The organism is Streptomyces aquilus, from assembly GCF_003955715.1.
GTDB lineage: Bacteria > Actinomycetota > Actinomycetes > Streptomycetales > Streptomycetaceae > Streptomyces > Streptomyces aquilus.
The window spans coordinates 5,394,769-5,409,755 of sequence record NZ_CP034463.1; the positions used below are offsets into that span (position 1 = coordinate 5,394,769).

At 68.5% G+C, this 14,987-nt stretch carries 15 protein-coding genes; 6 read left to right on the top strand and 9 right to left on the bottom strand.

The annotated features are described in order from the left end of the window. Positions 1-14 precede the first annotated feature (14 nt). Positions 15-347 carry a thioredoxin gene (gene trxA, locus EJC51_RS24705; RefSeq protein ID WP_007383275.1) on the top strand — a complete coding sequence of 111 codons (333 nt, stop codon included), beginning with the start codon at positions 15-17 and terminating at the stop codon, positions 345-347. A gap of 80 nt (positions 348-427) precedes the next feature. On the opposite strand, the gene EJC51_RS24710 is transcribed toward trxA, so the two are convergent. The 9 genes from EJC51_RS24710 to rpmH form a co-directional block, all read right to left on the bottom strand. Continuing rightward, positions 428-1,045 (bottom strand): GNAT family N-acetyltransferase, encoded by a 618-nt coding sequence (locus EJC51_RS24710; protein ID WP_126273077.1) that lies wholly within the window; start codon positions 1,043-1,045, stop codon positions 428-430. A 345-nt stretch (positions 1,046-1,390) separates the two neighbouring features. After that, complete coding sequence (locus EJC51_RS24715) at positions 1,391-2,491, bottom strand: ParB/RepB/Spo0J family partition protein (protein WP_126273078.1); 1,101 nt, start codon at positions 2,489-2,491, stop codon at positions 1,391-1,393. Further along, entirely contained in the window at positions 2,488-3,561 is a 1,074-nt protein-coding gene (locus tag EJC51_RS24720) for an AAA family ATPase (RefSeq protein WP_079083284.1), read from the bottom strand. Before EJC51_RS24720 ends, EJC51_RS24715 begins: the two co-directional genes overlap by 4 nt. A gap of 340 nt (positions 3,562-3,901) precedes the next feature. After that, positions 3,902-4,621, bottom strand: a complete 720-nt coding sequence (rsmG, locus tag EJC51_RS24725) for a 16S rRNA (guanine(527)-N(7))-methyltransferase RsmG (protein WP_097266267.1) — start codon at positions 4,619-4,621, stop codon at positions 3,902-3,904. 127 nt (positions 4,622-4,748) lie between these two features. After that, the gene (locus tag EJC51_RS24730; protein ID WP_126273079.1) at positions 4,749-5,261 is read right to left on the bottom strand and encodes a Jag family protein; all 513 of its coding nucleotides are present in this window, start codon (positions 5,259-5,261) and stop codon (positions 4,749-4,751) included. Positions 5,262-5,276: 15 nt separating this feature from the next. Beyond that, complete coding sequence (gene yidC / locus EJC51_RS24735; protein WP_126273080.1) at positions 5,277-6,572, bottom strand: membrane protein insertase YidC; 1,296 nt, start codon at positions 6,570-6,572, stop codon at positions 5,277-5,279. A gap of 3 nt (positions 6,573-6,575) precedes the next feature. Continuing rightward, positions 6,576-6,953, bottom strand: a complete 378-nt coding sequence (gene yidD / locus EJC51_RS24740) for a membrane protein insertion efficiency factor YidD (protein ID WP_126273081.1) — start codon at positions 6,951-6,953, stop codon at positions 6,576-6,578. After that, positions 6,950-7,321, bottom strand: a complete 372-nt coding sequence (rnpA, locus tag EJC51_RS24745; protein ID WP_079083267.1) for a ribonuclease P protein component — start codon at positions 7,319-7,321, stop codon at positions 6,950-6,952. The genes yidD and rnpA overlap by 4 nt, the downstream gene beginning before the upstream one ends. 21 nt (positions 7,322-7,342) lie before the next feature. Further along, positions 7,343-7,480 carry a 50S ribosomal protein L34 gene (gene rpmH / locus EJC51_RS24750; protein WP_015659252.1) on the bottom strand — a complete coding sequence of 46 codons (138 nt, stop codon included), beginning with the start codon at positions 7,478-7,480 and terminating at the stop codon, positions 7,343-7,345. Positions 7,481-7,857: 377 nt separating this feature from the next. Here rpmH and dnaA point away from each other — a divergent pair, with 377 nt between their 5' ends. The 5 genes from dnaA to EJC51_RS24780 all read left to right on the top strand — a co-directional run bounded on the left by dnaA (position 7,858) and on the right by EJC51_RS24780 (position 14,698). Then, on the top strand, positions 7,858-9,918 hold the full coding sequence (gene dnaA, locus EJC51_RS24755; protein ID WP_126273082.1) for a chromosomal replication initiator protein DnaA: 2,061 nt from the start codon (positions 7,858-7,860) through the stop codon (positions 9,916-9,918). Positions 9,919-10,817: 899 nt separating this feature from the next. After that, the gene (gene dnaN, locus EJC51_RS24765) at positions 10,818-11,948 is read left to right on the top strand and encodes a DNA polymerase III subunit beta (protein ID WP_126273083.1); all 1,131 of its coding nucleotides are present in this window, start codon (positions 10,818-10,820) and stop codon (positions 11,946-11,948) included. A gap of 175 nt (positions 11,949-12,123) precedes the next feature. Further along, a complete protein-coding gene (gene gnd / locus EJC51_RS24770) occupies positions 12,124-12,999 on the top strand; it encodes a phosphogluconate dehydrogenase (NAD(+)-dependent, decarboxylating) (RefSeq protein WP_079307560.1) in 876 nt (291 codons plus the stop codon). Positions 13,000-13,052: 53 nt separating this feature from the next. Beyond that, positions 13,053-14,174 carry a DNA replication/repair protein RecF gene (gene recF / locus EJC51_RS24775; RefSeq protein ID WP_126273084.1) on the top strand — a complete coding sequence of 374 codons (1,122 nt, stop codon included), beginning with the start codon at positions 13,053-13,055 and terminating at the stop codon, positions 14,172-14,174. Then, entirely contained in the window at positions 14,171-14,698 is a 528-nt protein-coding gene (locus tag EJC51_RS24780) for a DciA family protein (protein ID WP_059194357.1), read from the top strand. Before recF ends, EJC51_RS24780 begins: the two co-directional genes overlap by 4 nt. Positions 14,699-14,987 lie beyond the last annotated feature (289 nt).

Consider the following 14,987-nt stretch of genomic DNA (forward strand, 5'->3'; position numbering starts at 1 on the left):
TTAAGGAGCCCGCCGTGGCCGGCACCCTGAAGAACGTGACCGACGACTCCTTCGAGCAGGACGTCCTCAAGAGCGACAAGCCCGTCCTGGTGGACTTCTGGGCTGCCTGGTGCGGCCCGTGCCGCCAGATCGCTCCGTCCCTTGAGGCGATCGCCGCCGAGTACGGCGACAAGATCGAGATCGTGAAGCTCAACATCGACGAGAACCCGGGTACGGCCGCCAAGTACGGCGTCATGTCCATCCCGACCCTGAACGTCTACCAGGGTGGCGAGGTCGCCAAGACCATCGTCGGTGCGAAGCCGAAGGCCGCCATCGTGCGCGACCTTGAGGACTTCATCGCCGAGTGACGCACCGAGCCATCGAGCCGATGGCACATGTTTCACGTGAAACACGACTGGGCCGGCCCAAGAGGGCCGGCCCATCGTCGTCAGAGGGGACGGAGAGCGGGTTCCTTCTGCACCGCACCCAGAAGGCGGTCCAGTGCCATCTCCACGTCTTCCTTCCAGGAGAGCGTCGTGCGCAGCTCCAGCCTGAGTCGTGGGTGCACGGGGTGGGGACGCACCGTCTTGAAGCCCACCGCCAGCAGATGGTCGGCGGGCAGCACACAGGCCGGTTCCTTCCAACGAGCGTCCCCGAAGGCCTCGATGGCCTTGAAGCCGCGTCGCAGCAGGTCCTTGGCCACCGTCTGAACCATCACCCGGCCCAGCCCCTGCCCCTGGTACCCCGGCATGATGAGCGCCGTCATCAGCTGCACCGCGTCGGGTGAGACGGGGCTCGTCGGGAACGCCGTCGACCGCGGGACATAGGCCGGAGGGGCGTACAGCACGAAGCCCACCGGCACGTCATCGACGTAGACGACCCGGCCACACGATCCCCAGTCCAAGAGGACGGCGGAGATCCAGGCTTCCTTCTCCAGGGCGGCTGTGCCCCCTCTTACCGCGGCCTCACCGCTGACTGGGTCCAGCTCCCAGAAGACGCACGAGCGACAGCGCTGGGGAATGTCTTGAAGGTTGTCCAGCGTGAGCGGTACGAGCCGACGCCCCATGAAGGCTGTTCCTCGCTTCCCTCGCCCGCGGCATCGCGGGCGGCTGTCAGAGCGCTCCGTTCCCGGAGCAGGCTGCCGACGAAGCCACCGACCGCGCCCAGTCCCAGACCCGCGCTCACCAGTCCGCTGCGGCTCACCGTTCGCATGACACCTGCCTCCCCTGAGAGGTGCTGCCGGGTGGATGCGCCGTACCCGATCGCATCGTATCCACGATGGGATGGCATCGACACCGCATGAAAGCAAAGAGCGGGCCGTGTCCGGTCCCTGCCGAACTCAGCCCGCTCTGCCGTTGCACACGGCCCGCTCTCCCGGCCGGCGGACGCTCTCACGCCACCGGTCGGACGATCAGTCGTCCGTGTCCTCGGAGTCGCCGTCCAGAAGGCTCTTCTGAAGAACCGGCCCCTCGCCCGGGGCGAGCGTGCCGAGGATCCGCTCGAGGTCCTCCATGGAGGCGAACTCGACCGTGATCTTGCCCTTCTTCTGCCCCAGGTCGACCTTCACCCGCGTCTCGAAACGGTCCGAGAGGCGGCCCGCCAGATCGCTCAGCGCCGGGGAGACCCGGGTGCCGGCGCGCGGCCCCTTGGCGCGCTGAGCCGTCTGCGGACGCGACCCCATGAGGGTCACGATCTCCTCGACGGCACGCACCGAGAGTCCCTCGGCCACGATCCGGTGGGCGAGGCGGTCCTGCTCCTCCGAGTCCTCGACGGAGAGCAGCGCCCGCGCGTGCCCGGCGGAGAGAACCCCGGCGGCCACCCGGCGCTGGACGGCCGGGGAGAGCTTCAGCAGACGCAGGGTGTTGGAGACCTGCGGGCGAGACCGGCCGATGCGGTCCGCCAGCTGGTCGTGCGTGCAGTTGAAGTCCTTCAGGAGCTGGTCGTAGGCGGCTGCCTCTTCCAGCGGGTTCAGCTGCGCCCGGTGCAGGTTCTCCAGAAGGGCGTCCAGAAGGAGCTTGTCGTCCTCCGTCGCCCGGACGATCGCGGGGATCGCCTCCAGGCCCGCCTCACGGCTGGCCCGCCAGCGCCGCTCGCCCATGATGAGCTCGTAGCGGGCGGGGCCCACCTGGCGTACGACGACCGGCTGGAGGAGACCGACCTCCCTGATGGAGGTGACCAGTTCCTGCAGGGCGTCCTCGTCGAAGACCTCACGCGGCTGGCGCGGGTTCGGCGTGATGGAGTCGAGGGGGAGCTCCGCGAAGTGGGCACCGACCGGAGACGCGAACGTCTCCACGGCACCGTTCAGCGACGGCTCCTCCGTTTCATGTGAAACAGGCGGCAGCGTGGCCACCTTCGCCGCGGCCACCCCACGGTCGGTCGTCAGCACCGGGACAGCTGCCGGGGACGCGGAACCCGCGCCACCCATCGCGGCCGGAGTCGGCGTCTTCTCCGTCGGGGCAGCGGGGATCAGTGCGCCGAGACCACGGCCCAAACCCCTCCGTCGCTCGCTCACTGAATGCCCTCCACCATGCTCGGGTTGCTCTGGGCGCCGATGTGGGCCTGGGTCGGGTCATAGCTGACGCCCACGCCCTTCAGCGCGATTTCACGTGCCGCCTCAAGATAGGAGAGGGCACCGCTCGATCCTGGATCGTAAGTCAGCACCGTCTGCCCATAGCTCGGTGCCTCCGAAATACGGACCGAGCGGGGGATGCTCGTCCGCAGCACCTCGTCACCGAAGTGGGTGCGCACCTCTTCCGCGACCTGGGACGCGAGCCGCGTCCGGCCGTCGTACATGGTGAGCAGGATCGTCGAGACATGCAGGGCGGGGTTGAGGTGCCCCCGCACCAGGTCGACGTTGCGCAGCAGCTGCCCCAGCCCCTCCAGCGCGTAGTACTCGCACTGGATCGGGATGAGGACCTCGGCTCCGGCGACCAGAGCGTTGACCGTCAGCAGGCCGAGCGACGGCGGGCAGTCGATGAGGATGTAGTCCAGGGGGTGCTCGTACGCCTGGATCGCGCGCTGAAGACGGCTCTCACGCGCCACCAGCGACACCAACTCGATCTCCGCACCGGCGAGATCGATGGTGGCGGGCGCGCAGAAAAGCCCCTCGACGTCCGGGACCGGCTGAACGACCTCGGCCAGCGGCTTGCTGTCGATCAACACGTCGTAGATGGACGGCACTTCGGCGTGATGATCGATCCCGAGGGCCGTGGACGCATTGCCCTGCGGGTCCAGGTCGATCACAAGGACCCGGCCTCCGTGCACAGCCAGCGAAGCAGCGAGGTTGACGGTTGTCGTCGTCTTGCCCACGCCGCCCTTCTGGTTGGCGACAACGATGACACGCGTCTGCTCAGGCCGCGGCAGGCCCTCGCCGGCGCGGCCTAGAGCCTCGACCGCCAGCTGGGCAGCGCGACCGATGGGAGTGTCGTCCATCGGGGGCGGTGTTTCACGTGAAACATCGTCCCCGATCGACTCGGTACGGGGACCGGGGACCGGATCGGTCATCGGTCCCGCGATGTTGGCGTCGGACCGCAAGGATTCACTCTCCTCGACTTCAGGCTCGCAATGAACAGAGCCTCCCATGTCTTCGGGGTCGTGAACCAGTGAGGCCTGGTGTTCTGTGGAGAAATCCACCTCTGTGGACAACTCCGCGCCCCTTGAGGGGGGCGGAGTGTCATCAGAGCGACCTTCTCCAAGAGAACCTAGAGGTTTACGTTCGCGAGGTTCGGCCGCGGCGCGGCCACGGCTGATGATGCCGTGCAGCAATGAGCGACGTTTCACGTGAAACACGATGCACAGCAGTCGGAGCCGAACTGTCGCGACACTCCGGCATGCGTAGGTTTGGCAGCTTGTGTGGAGTACGTCTCGTCGTCAGGACGGATCAGCGACGAGGGTGCGCAACCGATCCACGACGAGACCTCGCCTATCCGCGACGGCGGCGTGCCCGTCCCGTACGGGCCGCCTTCGCCCGCTTGGCCGCAAAGCGCACCCCGCCGGGGCTCTCCCCGACCTCGACCCGGACAACTGTGGAGAGAGGATCCACGACCCCCTCACCCACTTGCAGGACAGAGGTCTCCACGGCACCGAGCTTGCTGAGCGCCGTGGACGCCGCCTTGAGCTCCTCCTCGGCGGTGTCGCCCTTGAGGGCGAGCATCTCGCCGTACGGGCGCAGCAGCGGAATGCCCCAGGTGGCCAACCGGTCCAACGGGGCCACGGCCCGTGCCGTCACCACGTGCACCGGCGGCAGCTTGCCCATGACCTCCTCGGCACGGCCCCGCATGACGGTCACATGGTCCAAGCCGAGCAGTTCCACGACCTCGGTCAGGAAGGTCGTGCGCCGCAGCAGGGGCTCCAGGAGCGTGATCTTCAGGTCGGGTCGGACGAGCGCCAGGGGGATGCCCGGCAGGCCCGCACCGGAGCCGACGTCGCAGACGGTCACGCCCTCGGGGACGACCTCAGAGAGCACCGCGCAGTTCAACAGATGCCGCTCCCACAGCCGGGGCACCTCACGCGGGCCGATCAGACCGCGCTGCACGCCCGCCTCAGCGAGCAGCTCCGCGTACCGGACCGCGTCCGCGTAGCGATCACCAAACACCGTGCGCGCCTGCTCGGGCGCAGGGGGAAGCTCAGCTGCCTCCGTCACGGGGACCGTCCTTCCGTACCGCGATGGGCGCTCACGGCGCCGATCACCACAACCACCAGAACTATCAGGCTGACAAAGTTCGGCCCCGTCTGCCGGGCAGACGGGGCCGGAGGAACCTACGGTCCGATCAGGCGGGCAGTACGACGACGAAGCGCTGCGGCTCCTCGCCCTCGGACTCGCTGCGCAGACCGGCGGCCTTGACGGCGTCGTGGACGACCTTGCGCTCGAACGGCGTCATCGGCTTGAGCTTCACGGACTCGCCACTGCTCTTGACCTCGGCGGCGGCCTTGGCGCCCAGCTCGGAGAGCTCGGCACGCTTCTTGGCCCGGTAGCCCGCGATGTCCAGCATCAGGCGGCTGCGGTCGCCGGTCTCCCGGTGCACGGCCAGGCGCGTGAGCTCCTGGAGGGCCTCGAGCACCTCGCCGTCCCGGCCGACCAGCTTCTGCAGATCGCGGCTGCCGGCGTCGCTGATGATCGAGACAGCGGCGCGGTCGGCCTCGACGTCCATGTCGATGTCGCCGTCGAGATCGGCGATGTCCAGCAGACCCTCGAGGTAGTCCGCCGCGATCTCGCCCTCCTGCTCCAGGCGGGTCAGGGTGTCTGCACCCTCGGCAGCGGCGGAGGTGGTGCCTTCCGTCACGGGTTGGACTCCTTCTTACTTCTTGGACGGGGACTTGGGTCGCTGCGGACCCTTGCGCTGTCCGGACTGGGCCTTGCTGCGGGTACCGGCGCCGGGCTGCTGCTTCTGAGCGGCCTTCTTGGCGGGGGCGGGCTTGGCGTCTTCGGGCTCGTCGTCGGACTTGCTCAGCGAGGTGGGCTCGTCGGCAGGCTTCGCCGCACCGGCGCCGGCGGCGCCCGACTGCCGTTGCGACTTGCTCTGCCGCTTGGGCTGCTGACGCTTCGGCGTGCCGGTGCCGCCGGTGGTGGGCGTACCGTCCTCGGCCTGGGCGGCGGCCTGGCTCTCGCTCTTGATCACGGCGCCGTCGGCCTGGGCGGCGAGGCCCGCCTTGCTCAGGGCGTTGATGAACTTGCGCTCGAACTCGTTGCGGTCACGGCCCTTGGCGACGATCGCCTTGACGATGGTCTTCTCGCTGCGGCGGCGGACCTTGCCGTGGTGCGTGACGTGCTTGGTCAGACGCTCCAGGTAGGCGGCCTGAGCCTTGGAACCCGGGGTCGGGTTGTTGTGGATGACGTACATCTGCTGGCCCATGGTCCACACGTTGGTGGTCAGCCAGTAGACGAGGACACCGACCGGGAAGTTGATGCCGAAGACGGCGAACATGACCGGGAAGACGTACATCAGCATCTTCTGCTGCTGCATGAACGGCGTCTTCACCGTGGTGTCGACGTTCTTCGTCATCAGCTGGCGCTGGGTGAAGAACTGCGAGGCCGACATCATGACGATCATGACCGCGGTGACGATGCGGACCGTGGTCAGCGAGGCGTCGAGGGCGGCGACGTCCGAGGCGCTGTCCGTGAACTTCGCGGCCAGCGGAGCACCGAAGATGTGCGCCTTCTGGGCGCTCGCCAGCAGGCTCTCGTTGATGACACCGATGGTGTCGTTGTTCGCGATGCCGTTGAGCACGTGGTACAGGGCGAAGAAGAACGGCGACTGCGCGAGGATGGGAAGGCACGAGGAGAGCGGGTTGGTACCCGTCTCCTTGTACAGCTTCATCATCTCTTCGGACTGACGCTGCTTGTCGTTCTTGTAGCGCTCCTGGATCTTCTTCATCTCGGGCTGGAGCGTCTGCATGGCCCGCGTCGACTTGATCTGCTTCACGAAGAGCGGGATCAGGCAGATACGGATCAGGATCACCAGAGACACGATCGACAGGCCCCAGGCCCAGCCGGTGTCAGGGCCGAAGATGGCGCCGTACACCTTGTGGAACTGGACGATGACCCAGGAGACGGGTGTCGTGATGAAGCTGAACAGGCTGGCAATCGTGTCCACTAATCATGCTCCTTGGGCATGGGACGGAGTCTCTGCGGCCGGGCTCGAAGGAGGAATCTCTTCGGTGGTCGAAGAGGGATTCTCCTCGGTGGCCGTTTCGGCGGCGGAGTGCCCGCCCCTGCGTGTACGCCAGGCGTCACGCAGCATTTCGTGCCACCGCGGACGCTTGCGCGGCGGGACATGGTCCACGCCTCCCAGCGACCACGGATTGCAGCGCAGGATGCGCCAGGCGGTGAGCGCCGTGCCCTTGATCGCACCGTGCCGGTCGATGGCCGTGTAGCCGTAGTGGGAGCACGACGGGTAGTACTTGCACACAGGCCCCAGCAGCGGACTGATCGTCCACTGGTACAGCTTGATCAGAGCCAGCAGCGGGTACTTCATCGCGCGCCCCCTCCCAGTAGCCGTTCGATGGCGGCATCCAGGTCTCGGGCCAGTTGTGCATGGTCGGCGTCACCCGCACCGGGCAGCGCTCGTACGACTACCAGGCTACCGGGGGGCAGCAGGTCGACCCGGTCGCGCATCAGATGGCGAAGCCTGCGCTTCACCTTGTTGCGCACCACCGCACCGCCCACAGCCTTGCTCACGACGAAACCCGCACGCGTCGGGGGAGCGCTCTCCCCAGGCGCGTGCGGGTCCGTTGCACCGCTACGAAGATGGACTACGAGGTGCGGGCGGCCTGCCCGGCGTCCTCGTCGTACCGCGGTCGCGAAGTCCTCGCGCCGCCTCAGCCGGTTCTCGGTGGGCAGCACGACGGCATGACCTGACCGGAATCAGGCGGACAGGCTGGCGCGACCCTTGGCACGGCGGTTCGCGAGAATCGCGCGACCGGCACGGGTGCGCATCCGCAGGCGGAAGCCGTGGGTCTTGGCACGACGACGGTTGTTCGGCTGGAAGGTGCGCTTGCTCACTCGGGGGCTCCAGAAATCAAATCGGTGGTGGCGGGTGCCGTCCTGGCTGTCACCGTGCGCCCACGAGTAGCTCTCGCTTACGCCCGAGTGCACCGCTTCCCGATCACCTGACGCGATCTGTGCCCATCGGAGGCAGGCGGCAGCAGCCATCGACAACTCGACCTGGTTACGGTACGCGCGGCTACGCCATCCGGTCAAACCAGCCGCCTCCGGGAGACACTATCCACAGGCTGGGGACAACAACTTGAACCGCACCCGTCGCCCTGACTACCGTGGCTGAACTCCGATTCGTTCCTTTGTCCCCCCGCGCCCCGCGGTGTAGATCCCGACCCGTCCCACCATCACACGTTCGTGGGACCTGTGAGAGAGCGTGCCCTGTGGCTGACGTACCTGCCGATCTTGCCGCAGTGTGGCCACGAGTACTGGAGCAACTCCTCGGCGACGGCCGCGGGCAGGGCGTGGAGGTCAAGGACGAGCACTGGATCCGCCGCTGCCAGCCGCTGGCACTGGTCGCGGACACCGCCCTGCTCGCCGTACCGAACGAGTTCGCGAAGGGCGTCCTCGAAGGCCGCCTCGCCCCGATCGTCAGCGAGACCCTGAGCCGCGAGTGCGGCCGTCCGATCCGTATCGCGATCACCGTCGACGACTCCGCCGGCGAGCCCCCGGCCCCGCCGGCACCCCAGTCCGCGCGCCCCCAGCAGCAGCGCTACGAGGAGCCCGAGCTCCCCGCCGGCCAGTACGACGGCCAGAGCGGCTCGTACGACAACCAGTACGACAACGCCAACCAGTACGAGGGCTACGGCCGCCACCGCGCGGACGACCGCCACCGAGGCGATGACCGCCAGCCGGGCCGCCCCGAACAGCTCCCCGGCGGCCCCGGCGACCAGCTGCCCAGCGCCCGCCCCGCCTACCCCGGCGAGTACCAGCGCCCCGAGCCCGGCGCCTGGCCCCGGCCGCAGCAGGACGAGTACACCTGGCAGCAGCCGCGGCTCGGCTTCCCGGAGCGCGACCCGTACGCGACCCCGCCCGCGCAGGAGTCGTACGGCCAGGAGCCCTACCCCAAGGACTCCTACGCCTCGCCCTCGCAGGACTACCGCCCGCAGCCGATGGACCGCCCGCCCTACGACGGCCAGCGCCCCGACTACGACCAGCAGCGCGCGGACTACGACCAGCCCCGGCGGGACGACTACGACCAGCCCGGCCCGAGGCGGGACGGCTACGACCAGCCGGGTCCGCGCCGGGACGACTACGACCAGCCCGGACCCCGCCGTGACCTGCCCGAGCCGCCCTCCGGCGGCGGGCACGCGCACCGCGGCGGGCCCGGCAGCTCGACGCTCCCCTCTGCCGGTGGCGCCCCCGGCCCGCTGGCCGCGAAGCCCGCGCCGGCGGCCGGACCCGGTGAGCCCACCGCGCGCCTGAACCCGAAGTACCTCTTCGACACGTTCGTCATCGGCGCCTCCAACCGCTTCGCGCACGCGGCCGCGGTGGCCGTCGCCGAGGCGCCCGCGAAGGCGTACAACCCCCTCTTCATCTACGGGGAGTCGGGGCTCGGCAAGACGCACCTGCTGCACGCGATCGGGCACTACGCGCGGAGTCTGTATCCCGGCACGCGTGTGCGCTACGTGAGCTCGGAGGAGTTCACCAACGAGTTCATCAACTCCATCCGCGACGGCAAGGGCGACAGCTTCCGCAAGCGATACCGGGAGATGGACATCCTGCTCGTCGACGACATCCAGTTCCTCGCGGACAAGGAGTCGACGCAGGAGGAGTTCTTCCACACGTTCAACACGCTCCACAACGCGAACAAGCAGATCGTGCTCTCCAGCGACCGGCCGCCGAAGCAGCTGGTGACGCTGGAGGACCGGCTGCGGAACCGTTTCGAGTGGGGACTGATCACCGACGTCCAGCCGCCCGAGCTGGAGACGCGGATCGCGATCCTCCGCAAGAAGGCGGTCCAGGAGCAGCTCAACGCCCCGCCGGAGGTACTGGAGTTCATCGCCTCCCGGATCTCGCGGAACATCCGTGAGCTGGAGGGCGCGCTGATCCGGGTGACGGCGTTCGCGTCGCTCAACCGGCAGCCGGTGGACCTGGGCCTGACCGAGATCGTCCTCAAGGACCTGATCCCCGGCGGCGAGGACTCGGCACCCGAGATCACCTCCACGGCGATCATGGGGGCGACGGCGGACTACTTCGGCCTGACCGTCGAGGACCTGTGCGGCACCTCGCGCGGACGCGCGCTGGTGACCGCCCGACAGATCGCCATGTACCTGTGCCGCGAGCTGACGGACCTCTCGCTGCCCAAGATCGGCGCGCTGTTCGGCGGCCGCGACCACACGACCGTCATGCACGCGGACCGCAAGATCCGCAATCTGATGGCCGAGCGGCGCTCCATCTACAACCAGGTGACGGAGCTGACGAACCGCATCAAGAACGGCTGACACAGGCGCGCTCACGGCGCTCACGGCGTTCAGGGCGCTCCGGGACACGGTCCCGGGGCGCCCTTCGTCATGCCGCCACGGCCCGGGACGCCGTCCGTGCCGTCATGTCCTCGTAGCCGCATGTTCGATTACCTGCCGGGTTACGGCCTTCCTCCACAGATTCGGTGACTTTCTGCCGTCCACATCCTGGGGACCGTGAAGTTGTCCAGATCGCCGTCCACAGGGCGTCTGTTGAAAGACCATCAGGCCAGGTCAAGTGGTTGTGGATTCGTGGATGAACGATCTCCACAGACTGTGGACGACGAAAAGATCCACAGGCTGTGCATCAAGTTGTCCACTGGCAACCCACAGGCTGAGCCAGGTTGTCCCCAGCGATCCCCAGCTTCTCCACATGCCTGTCCACTGTTCGGCAACGCGACGCGGCTGCTCACCGTGTCGAGTGAAAGGCGTCACACGAAGGTGCCGGGTTGGGGTGTGGGAAACGTGGGTAAAGCTGGGGACGCAGCTGGGGAGAACTCGGCTCAGCCTGTGCACGGGATGTGCAGAACTTTCTGTTCTCCACAGACACCCCGAGTTGTCCACCGCCTCCGCCCACAGGGCCCGTGGACAAAATTTCCGGTCTGACCTGCGCAAACGCAGTTATCCACGGTATCCACAGCCCCTACTACTACTCCCAACTAGAGAGAGCTGGGAATCCGTTTCGAAGGGGGTCCTGTGCACAACTCGCTGTCCGGCTCCCGACTGCCCCTCGTCACGACTTGACCCCGAGAGGCACCTACTGTCAGTGGGGTGCGTCAGACTGTTCCCCGGTGTCCTTCCCCTCACAGGGGCCGACAACACCGAGACAGACGACGAGGCCAGGCAGAGCGAAGCGCCGGCAACAGCAGGAGGCGGCAACAGTGAAGATCCGGGTGGAACGCGACGTACTCGCGGAGGCAGTGGCCTGGGCGGCACGCAGCCTCCCGGCCCGTCCGCCGGCGCCTGTCCTCGCCGGCCTTCTGCTGAAGGCCGAGGACGGCCAGCTGAGCCTGTCCAGCTTCGACTACGAGGTCTCCGCGCGGGTGAGCGTCGAGGCCGAGGTCGAGGAGGAGGGCACGGTCCTGGTCTCCGGCCGCCTGCTCGCCGACATCTGCCGCGCTCTCCCCAACCGCCCGGTGGAGATTTCCACAGACGGTGTACGGGCGACCGTGGTCTGCGGCTCCTCGCGGTTCACCCTCCACACCCTGCCCGTGGAGGAGTACCCGGCGCTGCCGCAGATGCCGACCGCGACCGGCACCGTCCCCGGTGAGGTCTTCGCCTCCGCCGCCGCCCAGGTCGCCATCGCGGCCGGACGCGACGACACGCTGCCGGTGCTGACCGGTGTGCGCATCGAGATCGAGGGCGACACCGTCACGCTGGCCTCCACCGACCGCTACCGCTTCGCGGTCCGCGAGTTCCTGTGGAAGCCGGAGAACCCCGAGGCGTCCGCAGTGGCCCTGGTGCCCGCCAAGACGCTCCTGGACACCGCCAAGGCGCTCACGAGCGGCGACAGCGTCACCCTGGCGCTCTCGGGCTCGGGCGCGGGCGAGGGCCTGATCGGTTTCGAGGGTGCGGGTCGGCGTACGACCACGCGTCTGCTCGAAGGCGACCTCCCGAAGTACCGCACGCTGTTCCCGACCGAGTTCAACTCCGTCGCCGTGATCGAGACCGCCCCCTTCGTGGAGGCCGTCAAGCGCGTGGCCCTGGTCGCCGAGCGCAACACCCCGGTGCGGCTGAGCTTCGAGCAGGGCGTGCTGATCCTGGAGGCCGGTTCCAGCGACGACGCACAGGCTGTGGAGCGCGTCGACGCCAACCTCGACGGCGACGACATCTCGATCGCCTTCAACCCGACCTTCCTGCTGGACGGCCTGAGCGCCATCGACTCCCCGGTCGCCCAGCTGTCCTTCACGACGTCCACGAAGCCCGCGCTGCTCAGCGGCAAGCCGGCCCTGGACGCGGAGGCGGACGAGGCCTACAAGTACCTGATCATGCCGGTGCGGCTGAGCGGCTGAGGCAGCGGAAGTTATCCCCAGGCTGTGGGCGCGAGGACCCGGGCCTGGGGAGAACCCGCAGGTGGGGGCGTACGTATGAGCGCGTATGCCCACAGGTGTGCGTGAGCGTCCGGGTTTAGGCTCGGACGTAGGTACGAAGGTGCCACACACGCCACAGCAACCTAAGGAACAACTGATGGAGCTCGGTCTCGTCGGCCTCGGCAAGATGGGCGGCAACATGCGCGAGCGGATCCGCCGCGCAGGCCACACCGTCATCGGATACGACCGCAACCCGGACCTCGCCGATGTCCACAGCCTGGAAGAGCTTGTGGGCAAGCTCAAGGGACCGCGCGTGGTCTGGGTGATGGTCCCGGCCGGTGCCCCGACCCAGTCGACGGTCGACGAGCTGGCCGAGCTCCTGGAGCCGGGTGACGTCGTCGTGGACGGCGGCAACTCCCGCTGGACGGACGACGAGAAGCACGCCGAGGAGCTCGCGGCCAAGGGCATCGGCTTCGTGGACTGCGGTGTCTCCGGCGGTGTGTGGGGCCTGGAGAACGGCTACGCGCTGATGTACGGCGGCGACGCGGAGAACGTCGCCAAGGTGCAGCCGGTCTTCGACGCCCTCAAGCCCGAGGGCGACTTCGGCTCGGTGCACGCCGGCAAGGTGGGCGCCGGGCACTTCGCGAAGATGGTCCACAACGGCATCGAGTACGCGATGATGCAGGCTTACGCCGAGGGCTGGGAGCTGCTGGAGAAGGTCGACTCCGTCACCGACGTGCGCGAGGTCTTCCGGTCGTGGCAGGAGGGGACGGTCATCCGTTCCTGGCTGCTCGACCTGGCCGTCAACGCCCTCGACGAGGACGAGCACCTGGACAAGCTGCGCGGTTACGCACAGGACTCCGGCGAAGGCCGCTGGACTGTGGAGGCCGCCATCGACAACGCGGTGCCGCTGCCGGCGATCACCGCGTCCCTGTTCGCGCGGTTCGCGTCCCGGCAGGACGACTCGCCGCAGATGAAGATGATCGCGGCGCTGCGCAACCAGTTCGGCGGCCACGCGGTCGAGAAGAAGTAATCCACAGGGCTGTTGAGAACGGCCCACAAGCTGGGGGAGGTCGGCGCCCGACCATGCACGTCACGCATCTGTCGCTGGCCGACTTCCGCTCGTACGCCCGGGTCGAAGTTCCGCTCGACCCGGGCGTCACGGCCTTCGTCGGCCCCAACGGGCAGGGCAAGACGAACCTGGTCGAGGCGGTCGGCTATCTCGCCACCCTCGGCAGCCACCGCGTCTCCTCCGACGCCCCCCTGGTCCGCATGGGCGCCGACCGTGCGATCGTCCGGGCGCAGGTCCGGCAGGGCGACCGGCAGCAGCTGGTCGAGCTGGAGCTGAACCCGGGCAAGGCGAACCGCGCCCGGATCAACAGGTCGTCGCAGGTCAGGCCGCGTGATGTGCTCGGCATCCTCAGGACGGTGCTCTTCGCCCCCGAGGACCTCGCCCTGGTGAAGGGTGACCCCGGGGAGCGGCGCCGTTTCCTCGACGAGCTGATCACCGCCCGCTCCCCGCGCATGGCGGGCGTGCGCTCCGACTACGAGCGGGTTCTCAAGCAGCGCAACACCCTGTTGAAGTCGGCGGCGCTCGCGCGTCGGCATGGCGGCCGCTCGATGGACCTGTCCACGCTCGACGTGTGGGACCAGCACCTCGCGCGCGTGGGTGCCGAGTTGCTCGCCCAGCGGCTCGATCTGATCGCCGCGATCCAGCCGCTGGCCGACAAGGCGTACGAACAGCTGGCGCCCGGCGGCGGCCCGATCGCCCTGGAGTACAAGCCGTCGGCGCCGGGCGAGGCGCACACGCGCGATGATCTCTACGAGCAGCTGATGGCGGCGCTCGCGGAGGCCCGCAAGCAGGAGATCGAGCGGGGCGTCACCCTCGTGGGCCCGCATAGGGACGATCTGCTTCTCAAACTCGGTCAGCTGCCCGCCAAGGGCTACGCCTCGCACGGGGAGTCCTGGTCGTACGCGCTGGCGTTGCGGCTGGCGTCGTACGACCTGCTGCGCGCGGAGGGCAACGAGCCGGTGCTGATCCTCGACGACGTGTTCGCCGAGCTGGACACCCGGCGCCGGGAGCGGCTGGCGGAGCTGGTGGCGCCCGGGGAGCAGGTGCTGGTGACGGCGGCGGTCGACGACGACGTACCGCATCTGCTGGTGGGGGCGCGGTACTCGGTTTCGGATGGGGTGGTGGAGCGCGTATGACCGCCGAGGAGCCTCAGAAGACGCCCGAGCCCTCCGGTGTCGACCTCGCGCGGGTGGCCCTCAGGGCGGCCAAGGAGCAGGCACGCGCGCGGGGGGACGCGGCGCAGCAGAAGAAGCAGGCGCGGCGGGGCGGTCTGCGCTCCGGCGCGCGCGCCGACGGGCGCGACCCGATGGCGCTGGGTTCGGCTATCAACCGGCTGATCAGTGAGCGGGGCTGGGAGGCGCCGGCGGCGGTCGGCGGGGTGATGGGGCGCTGGCCGGAGATCGTCGGGGAGAACCTCGCCAAGCACTGTGTGCCGCAGAAGTACGACGAGGACGAGCGGGTGCTGGTCGTGCAGTGCGACTCCACGGCGTGGGCGACCCAACTGCGTCACCTCGCGCCCGCTCTGGTGGCCCGCCTCAATGAGGACCTGGGCCAGGGCAGCGTGCGGATGATCAAAGTGCTCAACCCTGGTGGTCCCCCGCGGCGCTACGGCCCCTTGCGTGCCCCGGGCAGCACAGGCCCTGGTGACACCTACGGGTGAGCCCGCAAACCTGTGGGTGACAGACATCACATCGACGGCCGTCGGCGGTCCTCCGGGACCTTCGGCGGCCGTCGTGTCGTACACCCGCACGCGGTTGCGAATTGCGACCTGACTCCCAAGTAGCCAAGGGTTGACAGCCGGAAGCGCTGAGTGCCTCCGTGAGCCTCTTGGAGCCCCGCTCCGTATATGGGGACCCGGCGGAGCGGTATTTCGGGCGGCACATGAGGACTCAGGTACCGGCAAACCCCCATCACTGTCGGCGCTACCGGTAGACTGGAAGCCAATCCCG

Coding starts and splice junctions, on each gene's coding strand:
- EJC51_RS24710 (WP_126273077.1), bottom strand. CDS start 1,045: ATGGGGCGTCGGCTCGTACCGCTCACGCTGGACAACCTTCAAGACATT.
- EJC51_RS24720 (WP_079083284.1), bottom strand. CDS start 3,561: ATGGGAGGCTCTGTTCATTGCGAGCCTGAAGTCGAGGAGAGTGAATCC.
- yidD (WP_126273081.1), bottom strand. CDS start 6,953: ATGAAGTACCCGCTGCTGGCTCTGATCAAGCTGTACCAGTGGACGATC.
- gnd (WP_079307560.1), top strand. CDS start 12,124: ATGGAGCTCGGTCTCGTCGGCCTCGGCAAGATGGGCGGCAACATGCGC.
- recF (WP_126273084.1), top strand. CDS start 13,053: ATGCACGTCACGCATCTGTCGCTGGCCGACTTCCGCTCGTACGCCCGG.
- EJC51_RS24780 (WP_059194357.1), top strand. CDS start 14,171: ATGACCGCCGAGGAGCCTCAGAAGACGCCCGAGCCCTCCGGTGTCGAC.